Origin of the sequence: Chitinophaga sp. GbtcB8 (genome assembly GCF_019091455.1) — a bacterium.
Taxonomy (GTDB): domain Bacteria; phylum Bacteroidota; class Bacteroidia; order Chitinophagales; family Chitinophagaceae; genus Chitinophaga.
Genome location: NZ_JAGXJN010000020.1, coordinates 1 through 17,612, shown reverse-complemented (window position 1 = coordinate 17,612; position 17,612 = coordinate 1). Strand labels below are relative to the sequence as shown.

13 protein-coding genes are annotated in these 17,612 nt (G+C 47.7%); 3 read left to right on the top strand and 10 right to left on the bottom strand.

From position 1 onward, the window contains the following. Both KVT36_RS17785 and KVT36_RS17780 read left to right on the top strand, forming a co-directional pair. The coding region (locus KVT36_RS17785; protein ID WP_254640070.1) for a molybdopterin-dependent oxidoreductase at positions 1-3,150 on the top strand (3,150 nt) is incomplete at its 5' end. Then, positions 3,150-4,604, top strand: coding sequence for a rubredoxin (locus KVT36_RS17780; RefSeq protein ID WP_217604810.1), 1,455 nt, complete (start codon positions 3,150-3,152; stop codon positions 4,602-4,604). The genes KVT36_RS17785 and KVT36_RS17780, both read left to right, overlap by 1 nt. Positions 4,605-4,614: 10 nt before the next feature. On the opposite strand, the gene KVT36_RS17775 is transcribed toward KVT36_RS17780, so the two are convergent. The 10 genes from KVT36_RS17775 to KVT36_RS17730 form a co-directional block, all read right to left on the bottom strand. Then, positions 4,615-5,508, bottom strand: coding sequence for a Nif3-like dinuclear metal center hexameric protein (locus KVT36_RS17775; protein ID WP_217604809.1), 894 nt, complete (start codon positions 5,506-5,508; stop codon positions 4,615-4,617). Positions 5,509-5,530: 22 nt separating this feature from the next. Then, on the bottom strand, positions 5,531-6,205 hold the full coding sequence (locus KVT36_RS17770; RefSeq protein ID WP_217604808.1) for a response regulator transcription factor: 675 nt from the start codon (positions 6,203-6,205) through the stop codon (positions 5,531-5,533). Further along, on the bottom strand, positions 6,202-8,007 hold the full coding sequence (locus tag KVT36_RS17765; RefSeq protein WP_217604807.1) for a histidine kinase: 1,806 nt from the start codon (positions 8,005-8,007) through the stop codon (positions 6,202-6,204). The genes KVT36_RS17770 and KVT36_RS17765 overlap by 4 nt, the downstream gene beginning before the upstream one ends. A 93-nt stretch (positions 8,008-8,100) precedes the next feature. Further along, positions 8,101-8,814, bottom strand: a complete 714-nt coding sequence (gene urtE, locus KVT36_RS17760; RefSeq protein ID WP_217604806.1) for an urea ABC transporter ATP-binding subunit UrtE — start codon at positions 8,812-8,814, stop codon at positions 8,101-8,103. A 3-nt stretch (positions 8,815-8,817) separates the two neighbouring features. Then, entirely contained in the window at positions 8,818-9,573 is a 756-nt protein-coding gene (gene urtD, locus KVT36_RS17755) for an urea ABC transporter ATP-binding protein UrtD (RefSeq protein ID WP_217604805.1), read from the bottom strand. After that, positions 9,554-10,639 (bottom strand): urea ABC transporter permease subunit UrtC, encoded by a 1,086-nt coding sequence (urtC, locus tag KVT36_RS17750; protein WP_217604804.1) that lies wholly within the window; start codon positions 10,637-10,639, stop codon positions 9,554-9,556. The genes urtD and urtC overlap by 20 nt, the downstream gene beginning before the upstream one ends. Positions 10,640-10,670: 31 nt before the next feature. Beyond that, positions 10,671-11,699: an urea ABC transporter permease subunit UrtB gene (gene urtB / locus KVT36_RS17745; protein WP_217604803.1), complete on the bottom strand. Its 1,029-nt coding sequence runs from the start codon at positions 11,697-11,699 to the stop codon at positions 10,671-10,673. 161 nt (positions 11,700-11,860) lie between these two features. After that, positions 11,861-13,135 (bottom strand): urea ABC transporter substrate-binding protein, encoded by a 1,275-nt coding sequence (gene urtA / locus KVT36_RS17740; protein WP_217604802.1) that lies wholly within the window; start codon positions 13,133-13,135, stop codon positions 11,861-11,863. A 48-nt stretch (positions 13,136-13,183) separates the two neighbouring features. Further along, on the bottom strand, positions 13,184-14,521 hold the full coding sequence (locus KVT36_RS17735) for an OprO/OprP family phosphate-selective porin (RefSeq protein ID WP_217604801.1): 1,338 nt from the start codon (positions 14,519-14,521) through the stop codon (positions 13,184-13,186). 588 nt (positions 14,522-15,109) lie between these two features. Beyond that, positions 15,110-16,042 (bottom strand): AraC family transcriptional regulator, encoded by a 933-nt coding sequence (locus KVT36_RS17730; protein ID WP_217604800.1) that lies wholly within the window; start codon positions 16,040-16,042, stop codon positions 15,110-15,112. A 171-nt stretch (positions 16,043-16,213) separates the two neighbouring features. On the opposite strand from KVT36_RS17730, the gene KVT36_RS17725 reads away from it, so the two are divergent. Next, the coding region (locus KVT36_RS17725; RefSeq protein ID WP_217604799.1) for an aldehyde dehydrogenase family protein at positions 16,214-17,612 on the top strand (1,399 nt) is incomplete at its 3' end.

Here is a 17,612-nt window from a genome sequence, read left to right as displayed (position 1 = left end):
AGCAATAATATAGATACCAACTCACGCCTGTGCATGAGCAGCGCAGTAGCCGCTTATAAAATGGCTTTGGGGGAAGATGCGGTACCCGTGTGTTATGATGATATTGAGCTGGCCGACTGTATTTTTGTGGCCGGCGCCAACCCTGCCTGGTGCCATCCTATTTTATGGCGGCGGGTAGAAGCCGCAAGGGCAGCCAATCCTAACCTGAAGATCATTGTAAGCGACCCCCGTGCCACACAAACCTGCGCACAGGCCAATGTGCACCTGCAGCTGCGCCCCGGCACCGACATTGTTTTACACCACGCAATAGGACGTATATTAATTGAGAACGGTTATACAGATGTTTCATTCATAGAACAGCATACAGAAGGTTTTGCCGCTTACCGGGAAACAGTAATGCAGCGCACTGTAGCAGAAGCAGCCGTTATCTGCGATGTGCCGGAAAGCGCCATCCGCGAAGCAGCCCGCTACATGGGGCAGGCCAAAGGTTTTATTACCATGTGGACCATGGGCCTGAACCAAAGCGCTGTAGGAGTGCGCAAAAACCTGAGCCTTATTAACCTGAACCTTATTACCGGGCATATTGGAAAACCCGGCAGCGGTCCCTTTTCATTAACCGGGCAGCCCAATGCCAAGGGCGGCCGCGAAGTAGGCGGCCTGGCCAACCTGCTGCCCGCACACCGCCTGCTGAATAACCCGGAGCACCGCGCAGAAGTGCAGGCTTTCTGGAACAGCAACCCTATTTCCCCTAAACCAGGGTTAACAGCCACGCAAATGTTTACCGCGCTGAATGAAGGTAAGCTTAAAGCCATCTGGATCGTAGGTACTAATCCGTTAGTGAGCCTGCCGGATGTACGTTTTGCAGAAGCAGCGCTGCAAAAGGCAAAGTTTGTAGTGGTGCAGGAAATATCCAATAAACCGGAAACACTCCGTTATGCGGATGTAGTATTACCTGCTGCTGCCTGGGCTGAGAAAGAAGGCACCATGACAAATGCAGAACGCCGCATCAGCTACCTGCATAAGATCACGGATGCACCGGGACAGGCCCTACCGGATGCGGAGATCATTTGCCGCTTTGCCCAAAAAATGGGCTATCATGGTTTTGATTTCAATTCCTTTTCAGAAATATATGAAGAACATACCCGGCTCACAACCGGTACCCGTATAGATATCAGCGGGCTGGATTACAATACCCTGCAGGCAAAACGCAGCGTACAATGGCCCTATCCTAAAAGCAGCGCAGGCAAAGGCACACCCAGGCTGTTTACAGATCACCGGTTCTATACACCATCATCTAAAGCAATTATTCATTCCTTTGAAGATGGTAATACCTCTGTACCAACAGATGATACCTTACCGCTGATACTCACCACCGGCCGTATCCGCGACCAATGGCATACCATGAGCAAAACCGGTAAGGTGAACCGGCTAAAGCAGCATATTGCCAGCTCCTTTTTAGAGATACACCCGGAAGATGCCCGCCAGCGGCACATTGCACAGGACGATATTGTAGAAATATTCAATGGTAACGGTAACGTACGTGTGAAAGCCAGGCTAAGCACGGACATAAAAAAGGGTGTGGTATTCCTGCCTATGCACTGGGGTAAGGTATTACAAAGTGACCTGAACCGGGCCAATAATCTTACCCATGCGCTGGTAGATCCTATCTCCGGGCAGCCGGACCTGAAATTCTCTGCCGTGCAGGTACAGCGCTACCGCAAACCCGCGCAAAAGATAGTGATCATAGGCGCAGGAGCTGGCGCCAGTGGTTTTGTACGGGCCTACCGCGCCATGAACAATACCGATGAAATAGTAGTGTTCAGCAAAGAGGACCAGCCTTTTTACAACCGGGTAATGTTACCGGATTACATTAGCGGTACGCAGCAATGGCAACAGCTGGTAAAAATGACGGACGATGAAGAAGCCCGCTTAAACATTACCTTACACCGCGGCATCAGCATTACCCATATTGACCGCTCACATAAAATATTGACCGACAGCCAGGGCAATACGCATACCTACGATGTGCTGATCATGGGCACGGGCAGCCGGGCAGCCACCTTAAAAGATACTCCGCCGCTGAAAGGCATTTTCACCATGCGCAACCGCTATGATGCTGATGCTTTTGTAAAACACCTGGACCCTGAAAAAGGGGGAGTACTGATCGCTGGTGCAGGCCTGCTGGGTATAGAGCTGGCCGCCTCCCTGCGTGAAATGAACATAGCCGTTACTGTTATACAGCGTACTTCCCGTCTTATGGACCGGCAGCTGGATGCGCTCGCCAGCCAGCTGGTATACGAAGAGCTGACCGACCGTGGCATAGAGATCATATACAACGATGAAATAGAACGTTTCATTGGCCTGCATGCCCTGGAAGGCATACAGCTGAAAAGCGGGCAGCAGATAGCCTGCCAGGCCTTTGTAGCTACTATAGGCACCGTACCTAATACAGAGCTGGCGCAGGCCTGCCACCTTGACTGCAAACGCGGTGTAGTGGTGAATGAATACCTGCAAACCAGCGATCCTGGTAATTTTGCCATTGGCGAAATAGCAGAGTTCAACGGCACGTTGTATGGTATTACCGCAGCAGCTGAACAGCAGGCGGCCGTAGTGGCCCGTTACCTGTGTGGCGACATTAGCAGCTATTACGAAGGCTCTGTGTTCATGAACATTTTAAAAATGCATGGCACCGACGTTTGCTCACTGGGTATGGTGAATACCCCGGACGATCCGGCTTATGAGGAAGTAGTGTTTATAGACAAAGCCAAACGTTATTACAAAAAGTGTATTATCCATAACGACCGGCTGGTAGGCGCTATACTGATTGGCGATAAATCTGAGTTCGTTGAGTTCCGGGAGCTGATGCAAAACAATATGGAGCTGAGTGATAAACGCCTGGAGCTATTACGCTCCGGTAAAAAGGCAGAACCGGTTATCGGCCCGCTGGTATGCTCCTGTGGCAATGTAGGAGAAGGCAATATCTGCAATAAAATAAAAGAAGGCCATACCACGCTGGAAAGTGTTTGCAAAGCATCCGGTGCAGGGCAGGGCTGTGGCAGCTGCCGGCCGGAAATACAGGCTATCCTGGACAGCACATTAAAAGCGCCGGCCACCACCACTAAAAAACAACTGATAAAAGCAGTTATCTGATGGGGAGAACACGTACCATACATATTAATTTTACGGGCGGCATCATCTCGCCCGGGCATTTGCAGGAAGCGCTGGAAATAGCGGCCGGTGCCGGTGTTACCGATGTACGTTTTGGACTACGGCAGCAATTACTGATAGATGTACCTGTTAAAAATTTTAAACAGTTCAGCACCCAGTGCAAACAACAAAGGATCGCTTTTTACGAAGAAGAGGAAGGGCCTAATATTACCAGCTCTTACCCTGCTGCCGGTATTTTTATTACAGACGGCTGGCTAAGCGAAGGCATTTATAAGGATGTGTTTGACCTGTTTGATTATACACCGGCATTAAAACTAAACATCTGCGATAGCCGGCAAACCTTTGTGCCCTTTTTTACCGGACATATTAACTGGATTGCCTCTGAGCATGCGCACTACTGGCATTTGTTTGTACGCTTCCCTGGTACAGATCAGCTGCTGGCCTGGCCGGAGCTGGTGTACACCAACCACATTGCCCGGGTAAGCCGGCAGGTGGAAACGCTGGTACAAAACGGCGAAACTAACCTGTACGAGCAAACGAAAGGCTCCCTGGAATACATGGGCCGCCCCCTGAGCAAGGAACTGGAGCTGCCCCGTTTTCACCTGCCGTATTATGAAGGTTTTAACCGTTATAATAATGGTTACTGGCTGGGCATTTACCAGCGGGATGAGCTTTTTCCCCTTTCTTTCCTGCAGGATATTTGCGCCATTTGCCTGGAAACCCGCACCGGACAGCTGTACGCTACCTCCTGGAAAACCATCATCATTAAAAATATAGATCCGGCGCACCGTAACCTGTGGGATTATACGCTGGGCAAACACCGCATTAATGTGCGGCATGCAGCCAATGAGCTGAACTGGCAGGTAGAAGATAATTCAGCGGACGGGCTGGTGCTGAAGCGCCATATCATCCGCCATTTTGATATTGAAGATGTGCGTACCTACGGGCTTTGTTTCAGCGTACGTATGCAGTCTGCTTCCGGGCAGTTCGGATCTGTGGTGATCCGTAAGCTGGAGAATAAATATAACAGCAGGCTGAAATACCTGCAGCGTTATGATATCCTGTACACACCCGGCTTTAACCCCAATACCTCTACCCTGCTCATGTACCGGGAGCAGGTGGCTAAAGAGCACCTGGGCCCTTACCTGGTATCCTTATGTAAAGAGTTTTATGAGCAGGGCAGCGAAACCAATATTTTACAGGCCTTTGTAAGCAGTAAGGAAGCGGCTACTCCCCTGCAGCAGCCTGATAAAAAATTGCACCAGTGCAGCCAATGCCTGAGCGTGTATGATGAAACGTTAGGAGAAGCAGAGCAGGACATCACACCGGGTACGCCGTTTGATGCCTTACCGGATTCTTTTAGCTGCTCCCTGTGCGGCGCTGCTGCCAGCGCTTTTGAAGAGATCAGTGAAAGCACCCTGGGTGTTAAGCTTTAAAATATTTTAATTACATCCAGGTAAAAGGATCGCCGGAAACAATATGCGTAACCGGCACACCGGGGATCTTAGGTTTTAACCAGTCCACCAGCCAGTCCATACCCGGTTCTTCACTCACGGAATGGCCTAATACTATCAATGCGGTTTTGCCGCCCATTTGCCGCGCATCACGGATGTATTCTGCGGTTTCCCATTCATGCACCTCCCCTACTATCAACACATCGGGCTGCTCTTTTTCCACGATGGAGATCTGTGTTTGCCCGCCGGCAGCGCCAGGCAGTAAAGCAATACGGGCGCAGGTTTGCGACAGGTCGCCTATCACTCTTACATGTTTAATAGCCAGGGTTTGTTCCAGGTGTGCTACCAGCTTTTCTAAAGTAAGGGGCGGCATTTGCAGGATCCTTTGCCCGGGTTTATAGTACTGCAGCCAGCCTGCTTTTTTCAGCACGCCGTAACCAATACCATCCGGCTCTACGGAATGCCAGTAATCATGAAAGCGCCATACGGTAATATTATACTTTTTGAGCAGGGCCTGTTTTTGCTGCACCACATGGTTGTTGGCTACATAGTTCACATCATCCAGGTGATTATAAAAGGTAGGCTCATGGGCAATAATGAAATTAGCTTTCAGCTTTGCGGCTTCCTCAATTACCCGTACCGTGGCAAACATGGTGGTAACAATACCGGTAACGGTCTGCTGCTCATCGCCGCTCTTAAGCGTATCTACCGTTGTTTTAAAAGGCGCACCGGGTACTTCCTTTAAGATAATATCCATTACTTCCTTAATGGTATATTTCTTTTGCTGCAAGGCCATGGCAAAACCTGGTATGTTCAGCAAAGTAGCGGCAGCAGATGCTTTCAGGGCATTGGTAATAAAGGCCCTTCTTCCTGGATCATTTTTCATACGGGAATTTTTTATATAAGGGTCAGGTGTATTTAATAATACCGTTCTCTTTGCAAAAGGTAAGCACTTCCTCCATATTCCCGGCCTGGAACTTACGCAGAATGTTCAAACGGTGCGCTTCTACTGTACGTACGCTTACGTTCAATGATTCCGCAATTTCCTTGTTGCTCAGGTCTTCATCTATCTTTTTCAGGATCTGCTCCTCTCTTTTGGAAAGGGATATTTCCACGTTTGCAGCTGTTTTAAGGCCGGATGTTTTTTGCAGGTCCTGGTATTTTTTCACCAGCACATCCGATACATCGCCAATGAAATAAAACTTGCCTTTATGCACAGTGCGGATGGCATGCAGGAAGATCTTGTTGCTGGTATCCTTCAAAATATAGCCGCTGGCGCCCATTTCCAGCGCTTTGGCCACATAGTCAGGGCTATCATACAAGCTAAAGAAAAGGATGCGGCTCAGTGGCTGCTGTTTTAAAATGGCCTGGCTGGTTTCAATGCCATTAATGCCCGGCATGCGGATATCCATGATAATTACTTCCGGCGTTACGGTAGTAAGCGACTGTAAAGCCATTTCTCCATCACCGGCCTCCCCTACTACTTCCATGTCCTGCTCACTGTCTATCAGCTGTTTTAGCCCGTTCCTGAATATTTCATGGTCATCTACCAGGAAAACTTTTATGCGCGTGGTCATAGTCATACTAAAGGAATTTCCAGTTGAACAATAGTGCCTTTCCCTGGTTGGGCATTTAAGTTAAAGGTACCGCTGAGTAGTTCTGCACGCTCTTTCATGCCGCGTATACCATTCATTTTCTTGGCCAGGTTCTTTAAATGTAATTGTTGGTTATCAAAATAAAAACCTTTGCCATTATCCTTTATCATCAGGTTCAGGTAATGGCCGGAGGTATCAATAAATATTTCCACGCGGGAGGCCTGGGAGTGTTTGATCACGTTATTCAACCCTTCCTGCAAAATGCGGTACACGCTTATTTCCAGCTCTCTTGACAGCGGGCCGGGATGTATGTTGGTATCCAGCAGGAAATCCATTTTATGGTTGGCATCTTTACAGGTGGTTACCAGGTCTTCAATGGCGGAGAGCAAGCCAAAATCTTCCAGCACGCTGGGCAGCAGGTCTGAGCAGATACGCCGAGTTTCTGTGATCAGCTTTGCCAGCATCATGTTTACCATAGCTACTTCCGGGTCGGGCTTACTGGTACGGTCCTGTATCTGTTCCAGCTTCATACGCAGGCTGGTAAGCATTTGCCCAATGCCGTCATGGATCTCTGCCGTGATGCGCTTACGCTCTTTTTCCTGCCCGTTAATGATGGCATAGGATCTTATTTTTTGCTCCACCCCTTCCCGCCGGATCTTTTCTTCCATCAGCAGCTGGTTTTCCCGCTCTGTATTTTTACGGTTGGTAATATCAGTGCCTATCAGCAGGTATTGATACAAATTGCCGGCATTATCAAATACCGGCATCAAGGTAACATCCAGCCAAAAGCCCGTACCATCGGATGCATTATCAAATATTTCATCCTGCCATACTTCTGTTTGTTTTTTACTGTCGCGGATGTGTTCATAGATCACGCTTTCACAGCCGCCCATGTTATTGTAAAAAACCTGTTTGCCGCGCAGCTCCTGTATACTGTATTTGGTAACATGGCAGTACTTATCATTGGCATATACAATATTCCCTTCAGGATCTGTTTTTACCAGGTAGGTGGCTTTGTCCAGCGCATAGTTCATTTCCCGCAGCTCCTTATAGGATTCTTCCATGCGGGCATTGGCATCCTGCAGCTTTTCTGATAAACGTTTGGACGTTTCTTCTGAAGATACTAACCCTACCACTACTTTTTTAATGTGAATGGCCAGCGGATAAAAAATAAAAATAGCTTCCAGCGCCAGGGTAAACAGCACCAGCGCCAGCATCAGGTAATCGATCTGTTTCAGCTGGCTGATACGCTCTTTGGAAAAGCGGTCGTAATCAAACACAATCAGCTCCATGCCCAGCAGGTAGGATTGCTCATAATCCAGGATGGTTTTTACATAGGGGCGTATCAGCTGTGGATTAAATACTTTGGAGGTATCCAGCACCGCTACAATATGTTCTGCAGCATTCATCATTTCCTTACGGGGATGGCTGATGAGGTCAAACATGGTATTGATCTCCTCCATGTTATCCGTAGGCAGGTTCAGGAAGCGGCTGCCCATTTCCAGGCCCTCCTGCGCTTTTTCCCATTGTTTAAGGGTATTTACAAACTCTTTGCGGCTAATATCGTATTCATAACCATATTCCAGCATTAACGCAGTTTTGCTCAGCGTTTGGCTGTAGGTACGCAGGCGGGCGGCAAAGTTAATAACATGGGAATCGTCCATGGAGCGGTTCAGGTGCTGCTGTATGCGCACCTGGCTCACCACGGACAACACGGCAATGAAGGTTAACGCGATGCCATACCGGATAGTAAAGTGCTTAAAGATCTTATTGCCTTCAGATATGATCATAAAATCACTTTTCATTAAGTAAAACAGATTGCCCCTTAAAATATCAAATCTGCCGGTTAAATTCAAATGCAGGCGCCGCCTTTATTTTGGGGCTTATACGGCAATATGTTCCTGCAGCTCATTAAAGTCAAACGTAGCAGCATTGCCCTCTTTCACCATTTTGCCCCTTTCCATAAAATAGAAATAATCGGTTACGTGTTTGGCAAAGTCTATTTTCTGTTCTACCAGTAATACGGCCATTCCCTTTGTGGTAACCAGCTGCCGCAGAATATCGCCTATTTCAATAGCAATGGAAGGCTGCAAACCTTCTGTAGGCTCATCCAGCAATAACAGGGCGGGGCCGCTGATAAGGGTGCGGGCAATGGCCAGCTGCTGTTGCTGCCCCCCGCTTAAATTACCACCGGCGCGGCGGCGGAACTCTTTCAGGATGGGGAACAACGTGTATATTTGTTCTTCAGGCATGCGGGGTTTATAGTCCGGCGTGGCTTCCAGCCCCAATTGCAGGTTTTCCTGCACGGTAAGCTTAGGAATGATCTCGCGCCCCTGCGGCACATAACCAATACCTGCGCGCGCTATCTTATAAGGCGCCAGGTTAGTAATGTTCCCTCCTTTAAAAGTCACCTGCCCTTCCCGTGCTTTCTGCAGGCCCATAATGGTTCTAAGCAGGGTGGTTTTACCTACGCCGTTGCGGCCCATTACCGTGGTAACGGTACCTTGCAGCACCGATAAATTTACGCCCCACAAAATGGTGCTCTGGTCATATGCCGTTATAATATTGCTGGCTGTTAGCAGTGTTGTTGGCTCCATATCCTATAGTTTTTCCAGTTGTGCATTGGCCCTGCCCAGGTAACAGTCAATTACCCGCTGATCATTTTTCACTTCTTCAAAAGGCCCTTCCATTAACAGCTTACCATTTACCAATACACTTACCAGCTTAGTGGCTATCTGTTTTACAAAATGCATATCATGTTCTATTACAATAACGCCGTGCTGTTTGGACAGCTCCAGCAGCAGCTCGCCGGTTTTCTCCGCTTCCTTGTCAGACATGCCAGCGGCCGGTTCATCTATCAATAACAAACGCGGGTCCTGCAGCACCACAATAGCTATTTCCAGCCACTGCTTTTGCCCATGGGAAAGGGCGCCGGCCTGTTTATGTAATGCAGAAGTAAGTCCTACCCGCTCTGCCATGACCTCAATTTTTTCCTGAACACCTGCGGGCATTCTGGAGAATAAGGAAGTAAATACATCCTTTTTCATGCGTGTGGCCAGCAGCATATTCTCATACACACTAAGGCCTGGAAATACAGATGGTTTCTGGAACTTGCGCCCAATGCCCATTTCCGCTATCTGCACCTCTGTTAAATCCCTGGTGGGCTTTCCGTTAAATACAATGCTGCCGGTATCCGGTTTGGTTTTGCCACAGAGTATATCCATAAACGTAGACTTACCTGCGCCATTAGGGCCAATGATCACCCGCAGCTCCCGGTCTTCCAGCTGAAAGTGCTGCAGGTTCAGTGCCTGCACCCCGCCAAAAGAAACCGCCAGCTCATTTACTTCCAGTAGCATACCTTTCACTATTTGTTTTAATACCTATTTTAGAACCTATCTTTTCAAACAGACCCAGGAAGCCCTTATCAAAATACAGTACGGTAAGTATGTACAGCATCCCTAAGATAAACAGCCATCCCTGCGGAAATACGCTGGTGCAATAGCTGTACACGCAGTTTACCAGCAGCGCGCCTATTACTGCTCCTTTCAAATTACCACGGCCACCCAGGGCTACCCACATCAGCATTTCTACAGATGCTTTTACATCCATACGGCCGGGTGTAATAATGCCGGTTTGCGGTACATATAACATACCTGCCAAACCACCCAGCGCAGCTGCCACCACAAAGGCCGCCAGCTTGTAATGCAATACCCGGTAAGCGGTATACCCCACCCGCGGCTCACTATCGCGGATGGCTTGCAGCACCTTGCCGAATTTGGAGTGTACTATTTTATAACAGCAGCCGTATGCCACGCATAACATGGCCAGGGTTACCAGGTACAAACCCAGCTTGGTGCCCGGCTTATGCAGCTCAAAGCCCAGCACGGTCTTAAAGCCTGTGAGGCCGTTGGTGCCGCCCAGGTTCGTCTCGTTCCGTAAAAAAAGCAGGTACATGGATAAGGCCAGCGCCTGTGTAATAATAGCCATGTACACGCCTTTAATGCGGCTCTTAAAAATAAAGTACCCGATCACAAATGCTACTGCAGCAGGCACCAGCAAACCCAATATCAGGGCTGGCACAAAACCATGAAAAGGCTCGCAGAACCAAGGCAGCGCAGTAATATCATTCCAGGTCATAAACTCCGGTAACAGCTGCTGCTGCAGGGCTGTGGCTTTCAGCAGCAGGTGCATGCCCATGCAGTAACCGCCCAGGCAAAAGAAAAAAGCCTGGCACATAGACATAATACCCGTATAACCCCAGATAAGATCAATGCCCAAAGCGGCAATGGCAAAACAAAAATATCTTCCCCACAGGGAAATGCTGTTAACGGACACAAGCCCCAGCATGTTCCCCACAGGCAAGACCACTGCAAAGAACAGTATAAACAATATGTTGATCAGCTTAGCAGGTTTCAACTGCATGATGTGTAATTTTTTTATGAATAACGCATTTTCAATCTGCCGCTGTTCTGCCCTTGTCAGGGAAAATACCCCGGGGTTTGAACTGCATAAACAGCATAATAAGCAATAGTATCAGCACCTTGCCATACACTGCTTCAAAAAAGGCTTCCAGCACTTTAGAAAAAATACCAATGCCCAAACCCGCGGTAATGGTGCCTAACAGCTTGCCTACCCCGCCTATTACCACGGTAAGGAATGCATCTACAATATATGTTTGGCCCATATCCGGCACTACGTTGCCTATCAGCGTCATGGCGCAGCCGGCCAAACCCGCCAGGCCGGAGCCTATGAAAAAGGTCATGGCATCTATACGTTTGGTATTAATGCCCAAACAGGCGCTCATGCTACGGTTTTGTGTTACGGCCCTTATTTGCATACCTAAACGTGTAGCCGTAAGCGTGCGGTACAGCGCTACAAGCACTACAATCGTTAATGCAATAATGAATAAGCGGTTATACGGCAGCACCAGGTTCTCGTTTATTTTCCAGCCGCCTGCCAGCATTTCCGGCAGCTTTACTGCCGTAAGATCGCCAAACAGGGAGCGCGCAGTCTGGATCAGGATCAGGCTTACGCCCCAGGTAGCCAGCAGGCTTTCCAGCGGCTTGGCATACAGGTGGCGGATAATAAGCCTTTCCAGTAAAAGCCCGGCCAAACCCGCTACAATAAAAGACACCGGCAGTGCTGTTATAAAAAACCAGTTGCTGCTTTGCACATGCAGCACATTCGTAAAAAATACCTGCACGCTGTAGGTGGTATAAGCGCCTATCATCAAAAACTCACCGTGCGCCATATTAATAATACCCGCCAAACCATATACAATGGCCAGGCCCAGGGATACCAGTATTAAAATACTGCCCAGGCTAATACCGCTGAACAGGTTTTGCACATAGGTGCCGCTGCTGTCTGTAGCCACACGTACCGTAAAAAAAAGAACAGCGCCTGCCATTATCACCGGCCAAAGCCATTTAGGCCCTGTCCATTTACCGCTTTTAATTTCGTTGATCTTTAATAATAGCTCCATCACTTGCGATTGAAGGGGCTAAAAGAATGTAAAATGTAAAATTTCAAATCATAAATGTAAAAGTGAAATGCCGCGTATAAGGTTTAACGGCTTCGTTGCATTTCACTTTTACATTTTAAATTTTACATTTATGATTTTACATTCTTTTTAGCTCGTTTGTTTTAATTTTTTGCATTCAGCGTAAAGAAAGGTTGCGGATCAATCAAACCCTGTGATTTCCAGATCACGCTAAACTGTCCGTCGGGTTTAATTTCCCCTATCAGCACCGGTTTAGCCAGGTGGTTCACTTTATCATCCATCTTCACAGCACCGGCAGGCGAATCAAAGGTTAAACCATGTAAGGCGGCACGCACTTTATCTACATCAAAAGACTTTGCTTTTTCTGCAGCTTTGGCCCACAGGTACACATCCGTATAAGCCCAGCAAATAGGATCATCGGTTACCCTCTTGGCGCCACCGGGTAAATTTTTCTTTTCACAAAAGGCTTTAAAGTCAGCTACAAATTTTTTGTTCTCCGGCACATCAACAGACTGGTAATAATTCCAGGCAGCCAGGTGGCCCACTAAGAACTCCGTATCCATTGCTCTCAGCTCATCTTCCGCTACGGAAAAGGCCATGATAGGACAGGTAGCCGCAGTGAGGCCCTGGTTGGCAAACTCTTTATAAAAAGGAATATTGGAATCACCGTTAATGGTGGAAAGCACACAGGCCTTACCCCCTACTGCAAACTTTTTGATCTTGGATACAATGGTTTGGTAGTCCTGGTGGTGGAACGGCGTATATTCTTCAATGATATTTTCTTTAGGAATGCCTTTGGAAAGTAAATACGCTTTTAAGATCTTATTGGCAGTTCTGGGAAATACATAATCTGTACCCAGCAAGTAAAATCTTTTATAACCGCCGCCTTCTGCGCTCATTAAATAATCGGCAGCCGGAATCAGCTGCTGGTTGGGCGTTGCACCGGAATACACTACGTTCTTAGAGCTTTCTTCACCCTCATATTGCACCGGGGAAAACAGCAAGCCGTTATTTTCTTCAAACACAGGCAGTACGGATTTGCGGGATACGGAGGTCCAGCAGCCAAATACGGCAGCTACCTTTTTATCTGTAAGCAGCTCTTTGGATTTTTCGGCAAACAGGTCCCAGTCAGAAGCCGGATCTACAATTACCGGCTCTATTTTTTTACCCAGCACGCCACCGGCAGCATTGATCTCATCTACCGCCATTTGCACCGCATCTTTCAGGGATACTTCAGAAATGGCCATGGTGCCGCTTAAAGAATGCAGCACGCCTATTTTTACAGTATTGGCCGCCGTAGAATCGTTAGCCGCATCCCCCGTTTTAGAAGCGCCGGAATTACAGGCAGTGAACAGCATAGTGCTGCTACCCAGCAACAGGATAGCCAATCTTGCAACAGAAATTATTTTTTTATACATGGTGTAATAAGTTTAAAGTTGAAATGGAATTATAAAGACAAACGGATCTTAGAAAATAAAGAATTGTAGCTGGGCCCATACCTGGCCATATGTTTTTTTATCAAAATCAGCAGTAGTGGCGCTGGCTACATTATAGCTGCGCGTTATGTAAGAGAGGCGCAGGTTAGTACCCAGCGCGTTAAAGAAGTAGTTAATGCCTCCGCCCCATACGGTGCTGGAATTATATTTATTAAAGGTTTCCACCTGCTCACCAGCTACCTGTGCATCCTTGGCGGAAATATGCTGCCGCTCAAATTTTACCCAGGGCTGCAGCTTGGCTGCTTTAAAATAATAACCCAGTTCTGCAAACTGCACGGTTTGCGCAGGGATCAGGCGTGCAAAAGTATACTTGGCAATAGTATCTGTGCCACCGGTCATGTATTGAAAGGCGCCGCTGAAAGTAATGGAGCCTTTATCCGTAACAGGATGGTCTATAAACAGGTCGGTGCTGTAGTTGTGGTAAGTGCCCTGCACATCTGCACCTATGCCCCAGGTAAGCGTTTTGCCTTTGCCCAGGTTAGTGCCGGCGTAATAATAATCTTTTTCAGCATCCAGGAAGCTGTATGCAAGGCGGCTGGTGAGGCGTACAGGTCCTTTGCCATCCACATTACGGCCGGTAAAGGCGCCTACGCGGTATTCAAATTTATCCTTGAACAAAAAGCCTCGGGTGTTCACACCCAGGTCGCGGCCAAAGTTGCCCTGCAGCGGGCTGTTGGCAAACAGGTTATACGGGTACTGAAAGTAAGAGAAGTCATTGGCCATTAAGCCTGCAGCACCCTGTAAACCATTGCGGTTATTGGAAATGAGCTGCTGCCCTACAATTACCTGGAAAGCTTCGCAAAAATTGTATTGGAACTGCGCATCCAGTATAATGGGCGATACTTTTACGTTCTTGGTGCCATCCGGGTTAGGGCCGCCAATAGCGCTGGGAATATCTGTTTCAAAAAAGAAGCTGCCTTTGGAAGTTAGCTGACCGCCAACCAGTACACGGGCGCGGTACAAGGTAAAACCTTTGCTCCAGTCAGAGGGGGCAGTGGCTGTATGCGGCGCGCTAAAACCATCCTGCTCGGCAGATGCAAACATATGCACAATGGCGCCTACCTGTATGGATGGTTTGAAAGGCGCATCGTCCTGTAAGCCTTTTTTATTCATGTTCAGGTAAGCATACTTACGTAATTCCGCAAAATCAGGAATTTCCGGCAGCGGGTTGTAGCTCCGTTTACCTGTTTCAAGGATAGAGGAATCTGTAGTTAATTTTTTTTCTTTTCCGGGGGGCACCTCATCGGTGGCATAGGCAAAACTGGTGTAGGCCAGCTGGGTAACCAATAGTAAATAGCAAACTTTCATGGTCAGTAATTTGATTTTGGCGATTGCATCTGTAGTTATCGGTCTAAAAATACGTAAGTAATTTTCAAATTACCAAATATCATATATGTATATTTTTATTTAAAATGTGTAAGAAATTATACTGATTCAAGATTATAATTTCATATTAATATATTTATATATATTAAGATAACTGCTGACTAAATCTCATTTTACATTTTGATTTTTAATCTGTTAGATAAAATTATGACCTCTCTGGCAGCCCCGTCAATTTACGGCCCTTCTCCAGATTTTCCTATTTTTTAGGCTATGGGAATTATTCGCATGAAAGAAAAAATGCAACTGTTGGGGCCGGAAAAGGGGGGAATTCCTTCCCTCGGGATGCGTACATATATTGTAAAAGCAGGTCCATTTTATGGAGGATGTTATGTACGCACGTGCAATTGTGAACCTTAAAAAAGTAGCTCCACCTGATGCCAGGATGATATGCAACGCACACGCAACTGCGAACCTGAAAAAAGGATCCCACCTGGCGCCAGGATGGTATGCAACGTGTACGAAATGTAAACTTGTAAAAAGCAGCCTCCTGCTGCAAGATGACTACAAAGATCAGGATGGATGCGCCATGCAGGATTGATAAGCGCCGGGGGTAATGCCTTCCAGCTTGCGGAAAACACGGATAAAATAATTCACATCACTAAAACCACAGAGGTTACTTACTGCGCGGAGGTCGTTATGCGCATCGGCCAGTAATTGTTTGGCCATTTTTACGCGCTCCGCATTTATATATTCCAGGGGACTAATGCCAAACTGCTCTTTAAACCATTTAAAGAACATATTCCGGCTTAAATAAGCTTTGCGGCACAACAGGTCCACCGCTATTTTTTCAGACAGGTGCTCGTGGATATAATTCAGTACATAATGCAGGCGGGTTTGATTGCCGTTATCTGTGCTTTCCCCTGCAAACTGCTGCAGGCGCTGGTTTTGCACCAGGCGTATCAGCAGCTCCTTCAGGGACAGGTCTGCAAAAATATTCTTGGACCGGTCCACACTGCTGCATACCCGGATGATCTTGTTAATAAGGTCAGAGATCTCATTATCGTTGGAAAAATGGTATTGATTAAACTGCAGCTTCCAGACATTATGCTCATCGGTGCTGCTGTTATAATAATCATTTAAATAATCAATGGTGTCATGAATATATCCGGCATCCACTGCAAGGGCCATGCACTGGGTGGGGTTTTGCGCACCTGCTTCCGGGAAGTCAATGACCATGGTAGTATTGGCCGGCACAATCACGGTTTCACCGGGCAGGTAATCAAAAGCCGGTACATCCGGCAGGTGCATTACTTTTTTACCCCGGATCATGCTGGTGATCACAAAATCATTAAAGGTAAGGGGTACATTATACGCTTCCTGGTAGCTTTCAAAAATATTCAGCTCACAGTTCTTTAAATTAAAGATACGCCTGTTCTCTACCAGTGTTTGCAGGTATTTCGGATGGGTGAGCCCGGCCTTTTGCAGACAGTGTTTGATAGGCACGATGAATAGTTTTAATCCCTGACAGATTCTTTTGGAGTGCTGATTTCCCTGTGTCACTGAAGTTACAAAACTTCAGGTACAATCGTGCTATAAAAAAGTACAATTGTAGATGGCCAAAGCGTTTATTTGGTTGAAATTACCGCCATTACTTCACCTAAAAATCCATTCGTTATGAGTACAGCCGTTGCATCCGATCCGAATGTGGCTACCCGTCCTTCCTTTAAAGAAAAATATGATCACTATATTAATGGGAAATGGGTGGCCCCAGACAGCGGGGAATACTTCGATAATATTTCACCCATTGATGGCAAAGCGTTTACGCAGGCCGCACGCGGCAATGCGAAAGACATTGAAAAAGCCATTGATGCAGCCAGCCAGGCATTTCCCGGCTGGAGCAAAACCAGCGCCGCCTACCGCAGCAACCTGCTGCTGAAAATAGCACAGGTAGTAGAAGACAACCTGGAATACTTGGCCATTGTAGAAACTATTGATAATGGTAAGGCTATCCGGGAAACCCGCGCGGCCGACCTGCCATTGGTGGTAGACCATTTCCGCTATTTTGCCGGTGTGCTGCGCAGTGAAGAAGGCACCATCAGCGAACATGATGAAACCACCGTAAGCATTAACCTGCATGAGCCTATTGGCATTGTAGGGCAGATCATTCCCTGGAACTTTCCGCTGCTGATGGCTACCTGGAAAATGGCGCCGGCACTGGCTGCAGGCTGCTGCACCATTGTAAAACCGGCAGAACAAACACCTACCAGCATTATGTGTTTGCTGGAACTGATAGATGGTATACTGCCGCCCGGTGTGCTGAATGTAGTAACCGGTTTTGGGCCTGAAGCCGGCAAACCACTGGCACAATCACCCCGCATTCAAAAAGTAGCCTTTACCGCTGATACCACCACCGGCCGCCTGTTCACGCAATATGCTTCCCAAAACCTGATACCGGTTACCATGGAGCTGGGCGGTAAAAGCCCGAATGTATTCTTTGAATCAGTAGGCGATGCTGATGATGAATTTTTTGATAAGGCAGTAGAAGGCGCTGTAATGTTTGCGCTGAACCAGGGCGAAGTTTGTACCTGCCCCAGCCGCATCCTGGTGCATGAGAACATTTACGATAAATTTATGGACCGCGTGATACAGCGTACCAAAGCCATTAAAATGGGCAACCCGCTGGACAGCACGGTAATGATGGGCGCACAGGCCTCTGAAGACCAGTACAACAAGATCCTGAGCTACCTGGAAATAGGCAGGCAGGAAGGCGCCAAAGCCTTAACCGGCGGCGAAGCCTTTCACCAGAACAGTGGCCTGGAACACGGCTTTTACATTAAACCTACCATCCTGAAAGGGAACAACAAAATGCGGGTATTCGAGGTAGTAATTTTTGGCCCTGTAGCCTGTGTAACCACTTTTAAAAATACAGAAGAAGCCATCCAGATAGCCAACGACACCTTATATGGCTTAGGCGCCGGCGTATGGACGCGTGATGCGCATGAAATGTACCAGGTACCCCGCGCTATACAGGCTGGCCGTGTGTGGGTGAATTGTTATCACGCTTATCCTGCAC

Excerpts from the sequence above, each read along its gene's own strand:
- KVT36_RS17780 (WP_217604810.1), top strand. The coding sequence starts at position 3,150 with ATGGGGAGAACACGTACCATACATATTAATTTTACGGGCGGCATCATC.
- KVT36_RS17775 (WP_217604809.1), bottom strand. The coding sequence starts at position 5,508 with ATGAAAAATGATCCAGGAAGAAGGGCCTTTATTACCAATGCCCTGAAA.
- KVT36_RS17770 (WP_217604808.1), bottom strand. The coding sequence starts at position 6,205 with ATGACTATGACCACGCGCATAAAAGTTTTCCTGGTAGATGACCATGAA.
- KVT36_RS17765 (WP_217604807.1), bottom strand. The coding sequence starts at position 8,007 with ATGATCATATCTGAAGGCAATAAGATCTTTAAGCACTTTACTATCCGG.
- urtE (WP_217604806.1), bottom strand. The coding sequence starts at position 8,814 with ATGGAGCCAACAACACTGCTAACAGCCAGCAATATTATAACGGCATAT.
- urtD (WP_217604805.1), bottom strand. The coding sequence starts at position 9,573 with ATGCTACTGGAAGTAAATGAGCTGGCGGTTTCTTTTGGCGGGGTGCAG.
- urtC (WP_217604804.1), bottom strand. The coding sequence starts at position 10,639 with ATGCAGTTGAAACCTGCTAAGCTGATCAACATATTGTTTATACTGTTC.
- urtB (WP_217604803.1), bottom strand. The coding sequence starts at position 11,699 with ATGGAGCTATTATTAAAGATCAACGAAATTAAAAGCGGTAAATGGACA.
- urtA (WP_217604802.1), bottom strand. The coding sequence starts at position 13,135 with ATGTATAAAAAAATAATTTCTGTTGCAAGATTGGCTATCCTGTTGCTG.
- KVT36_RS17735 (WP_217604801.1), bottom strand. The coding sequence starts at position 14,521 with ATGAAAGTTTGCTATTTACTATTGGTTACCCAGCTGGCCTACACCAGT.